General features: G+C 38.9%; 4 protein-coding genes. 1 reads left to right on the forward strand and 3 read right to left on the reverse strand.

Annotation, left to right across the window (positions count from 1 at the left end; translation table 11 throughout):
• Positions 1–49: 49 nt before the first annotated feature.
• On the reverse strand, positions 50–1483 hold the full coding sequence (gene mobQ / locus FTT68_RS13895) for a MobQ family relaxase (RefSeq protein WP_180175431.1): 1434 nt from the start codon (positions 1481–1483) through the stop codon (positions 50–52).
• Between the two features lie 222 nt (positions 1484–1705).
• Between mobQ and FTT68_RS13900 the strand changes: the two genes are divergently transcribed.
• Complete coding sequence (locus FTT68_RS13900; RefSeq protein ID WP_121775348.1) at positions 1706–1966, forward strand: mobilization protein; 261 nt, start codon at positions 1706–1708, stop codon at positions 1964–1966.
• A 6-nt stretch (positions 1967–1972) separates the two neighbouring features.
• On the opposite strand, the gene FTT68_RS13905 is transcribed toward FTT68_RS13900, so the two are convergent.
• Together FTT68_RS13905 and repM are read right to left on the reverse strand one after the other, a co-directional pair.
• Positions 1973–2200 (reverse strand): hypothetical protein, encoded by a 228-nt coding sequence (locus tag FTT68_RS13905; RefSeq protein WP_121775349.1) that lies wholly within the window; start codon positions 2198–2200, stop codon positions 1973–1975.
• 15 nt (positions 2201–2215) lie between these two features.
• Positions 2216–3154: a replication initiation protein RepM gene (gene repM, locus FTT68_RS13910; protein ID WP_121775347.1), complete on the reverse strand. Its 939-nt coding sequence runs from the start codon at positions 3152–3154 to the stop codon at positions 2216–2218.
• Positions 3155–3795: the final 641 nt, after the last annotated feature.

The raw sequence follows: 3795 nt of genomic DNA on the forward strand, positions 1-3795 counted from the left end.
GTATTGTTTAGATAATTTTAATAAACGCCAAAAAAAGAAAATTTAAATTTTAGCGTGAACGTGGCTTATGGCTTTGTGTTTTTGATTCAGCCAATAGTTTATTGGCTTCGTCATGTTTTCCTTGCTCACGTAAGGCTTTACGTGCAAAAAACGCCTGTTTTTCTCGTTCTTGTTGTGCCTTGGCTTCCTGTTTCCGCTTTTCTTGTTCGGCTAACTTCCGTTGTTGTTCACGTTCAAGGTGAAGTCTTGCTCGATCATGTTTGGCTTTCAGGTTCGGATTAGCTTTGTTTACGATCTCTTTTGCCCGATCTGTATAGCGTTCAGGTTCTAAACGTGGGGTTTTGGTCTTTAAATCTCGTTCCTGACTGTCCAATTCTTGCCATTGGGTTTGAATTTCTGCATTTGCAGCATCCCATTTCCCACCAAAAAACATAGGTCTTTTGCCTAATTGTTCTTTTTGGTGTTCAAGATTGGTTTTTGATAGCTCTATTTGCTCCAAAACAGCGTTTATTTGCTCGATTTCTGTTTTTTGGGTAGTTAGTGCTATGTTTTTTGCTTCCGTGGCTACAGCGTCGTTATATTGCGAAATAACGCTATATGCGATTTTGGTTAATTCTTCAGGGGAACGTTGTTCCTGGTCTTTTTCTTTTTGGCGTTGTTCCTGGTCTAAATTTTCCCTGGTCTGAATCAAGTTGTTCAACAGTCGTTCAGATGCTTGTATTTCTTGATCTAAACCTTTGATGTGTTGGCTAAATTGGTTGCGTTCACGGATGGCATCATTGGATAGACTGATTTCGGTATCTATGCCTTGTCTGCGAAGTTGGGTAACTTGTGGCCCCTCATGTTGAGTGGCTTCAAGGTCTATGCCTTGATCTTTGTAACTACGGTGATCGACACGATCTGCAAAGCCATGTTTTTCTAAATGGCGGTTGGTCAATTCTGCAAAGTATTCTCTCCAGTGGCTCACGGTTTCACTGGATTGCTCTTTGTTGAAGTCCCGATTTTTCTTTTTGGCAAAGTCACCAATCTGTGGGTCAATCTGCCGACTGGTGAACATGATGTGTGCATGAAAGTTTCTTTCATCACTTCCGCTTTTTGTGTGTGGTGCATGGATACATGCGTCCACGATTACACCATGTTTTTCTACAATTTCCTGGCATAGCTCATCGAGCAAATCTTGTCTTTGTTCTGCATTAAATTCATGGGGAAAGGCGATTTCAAACTCTCTTGCTAAAGTTGCATCTTTTCTACGTTCAACCTGTTCAACTGCATTCCATAATTCTTGACGATCTAATAATTCTTTTTTAGTGTTTTCAGGTGCATAGATTTTTTTAGATTCCACACCTGTTTTTTGGGTGTAGTCCTGAATTTTTCCTTGATAATGATCTTCTAATTTTTCACCTGAACGATAGGCAGAACATGCAACGGCTGAACGCCCTGCACTTCGGCTTATCGTTTTGACGGAAAAATGAAAGATTGCCATTTTGCTTTTGCTCTTAAATTTGGGTTTCCAAATTTCCCAGCTTGCATAAGCTGGTTTGGGGTTGTAGGGGGAATCCCCTGCCGTACTTCCATTGAAAAAATCGAAGATTTTTCTCAATGGTAAAGTGCGCCCTTTGGGAAAACCACGATAGCAGATAGTACCTTGAATTTCAATTAATGTACGCTTATGCTAACTGTGGTTTTTTTAGGCATTGGATTTGTAATGAAAGTCGAATCTTTGGAACAGCAAATTGCTAAACAAGAAGAACGTTTGAAACAGCTTAAAGCTCAGAAGCAAGCTGTTTTGGCTCGTGAAAAAAAGAAAGCAACGGATCAACAGCGAAAAGAAGATACTAGACGTAAAATTTTGCTTGGTTCTTTGGCGTTAAAAAAAATGCAAGATGATTCAGAAAAGGCAAAAATTCTTGCTGACTTGAACGAGTATTTAACAGAAGATCGTGATAGAAAATTATTTGGTCTTTGATTTTAATTACTGCTTGAGCTTTTTTTGTATGTCCTGAATCCTTGTAACTAGACCATCCACACAATCCTTATGACGTTCATAAAGTGGGTGGTCTTTATTCTGCCAGTTATCCAATATTTCTTTGGCTTCGATGTACTCTTGTTCTAGTTTGTATAGTTGACCTTTCAGTCCAAAATTATCTTTATTCCAGATAGCTAATAGCTCGGTTTCACTTAGTTTTGATAAATCAGTCATTAGTAATACTCCCATTTAACCTTTAAAATCTGTTTCTGTTCGCAATGCCTTGAATATGCGTTTTGCCGTTTCTTCTCGCACACTGGACGGGTCACGTAAAATATTGGCAATCCATATTGCAAATGCTTGATAGTCCTTATTCCCTGCTAGGTCGCTGATACTGTGGACTTTAGACAATACTGAGCTATAAGTATTTATCTGACTGTCTGACAAGTTGCAGAACATATCAACCGTGCTTGGATCTCGTTCATGGTTGATTGTTTTAGGCTTGGATTTTTGTTTAAAGCTGAATGAAAACCCGACAATTGACCGCCCTTTTTTATGCTGTTCATATTCTGCCTTGATGTCTGTATGTTCGTTAATTTGATCTATAGCAGCATCTAGGACACGGCTTTTAAAATTAACCATCTTTTTGTATTCATGAGGTTCTACGCCAAGTTTTGAGCGTAATTCATCAAGTTCAATCATAGCGACCTTACCAGTGCTACGCCATGCGATTAGAAGCTCATACAGTCGAATAGCGTAAACACTGGTTAAGTTACTTACCTGCTCAAGCTCGTAACTGGTGAAGTGCTTCTCTAGGTTGGTGATCAGTGGCTCAACGTCATCTGAAAACCTGATACGGACAAGAGCTTCATTCTCTACATATGACACTCGTTGCACCCATCGGCTTGTTACATTCTCGATATTGCCTTTAGGGGTGAGCTTCTGATAGCTAAATCTTCGCTCAAACAGATTCCTACTGGCATCCTGTAAGGCTTGGTATGCGGTGTTTCTGTGGACATTAAAGTGATTAATATAGCTATCAACATGGATAGTTAAATCTTTGTGTGTAGGCGTATTGGACTCTCTGGCCGCCAGTATCGCCAATAGGATTAAACGTTGCTCAACCAAGTCAAGGTTGTAGCTTGCATTAATCAGGGCATTATCTTTAACAACTAGATCCTTTTTCATTAATAACTACATGGTTTTTTTATGAAGTTATAACTACATTATTTTATAATGAAGTCTTTTGCAAGGTAAACGTAGTCATATTGCAAGGTAAACGTAGTCATATTGCAAGGTAAACGTAGTCATATTGCAAGGTAAACGTAGTCATATGAAGCCTGAAATCCTTATGTGGCAATGCTTTTAGGTGGCGTAAAAGTATTAAAAACTAAAAAATAAAAAAAAGAGGGGAGTGGTCAAAATTGCCCTATGTACTCGCTAAAGCTCGTACTTTTTGAAGCTCGCAAGCTCGCTTCGAGGGGCAATTTTTTGGTTAATCCTGTGTGTGAAATCTAAAAGCAAAAGCAAGAATGGATTCGCTTCGCTCATAAAGCTTTATGCTCGCTTCGCTCGTCTAGGGGCAAATTTCAGCATGAAAATATAGATTTTCTAGGATTCAAATCATTTAAAAGCGGTTTTTCAGAGGGTCGATGGTCGAATATTGCTAGTTCGCTCGTAGACACTCGCTCTATAAGACCATGTATTGTTTAGATAATTTTAATAAACGCCAAAAAAAGAAAATTTAAATTTTAGCGTGAACGTGGCTTATGGCTTTGTGTTTTTGATTCAGCCAATAGTTTATTGGCTTCGTCATGTTTTCCTTGCTC

The sequence above is a fragment of the Acinetobacter sp. Q85-2 genome, from assembly GCF_013420555.1.
Taxonomy (GTDB): Bacteria; Pseudomonadota; Gammaproteobacteria; order Pseudomonadales; family Moraxellaceae; genus Acinetobacter; species Acinetobacter indicus.

What these genes read in the sequence shown, in the direction of transcription:
- mobQ (WP_180175431.1), bottom strand. Translation starts at nt 1,483, where the DNA reads ATGGCAATCTTTCATTTTTCCGTCAAAACGATAAGCCGAAGTGCAGGG.
- FTT68_RS13900 (WP_121775348.1), top strand. Translation starts at nt 1,706, where the DNA reads ATGAAAGTCGAATCTTTGGAACAGCAAATTGCTAAACAAGAAGAACGT.
- FTT68_RS13905 (WP_121775349.1), bottom strand. Translation starts at nt 2,200, where the DNA reads ATGACTGATTTATCAAAACTAAGTGAAACCGAGCTATTAGCTATCTGG.
- repM (WP_121775347.1), bottom strand. Translation starts at nt 3,154, where the DNA reads ATGAAAAAGGATCTAGTTGTTAAAGATAATGCCCTGATTAATGCAAGC.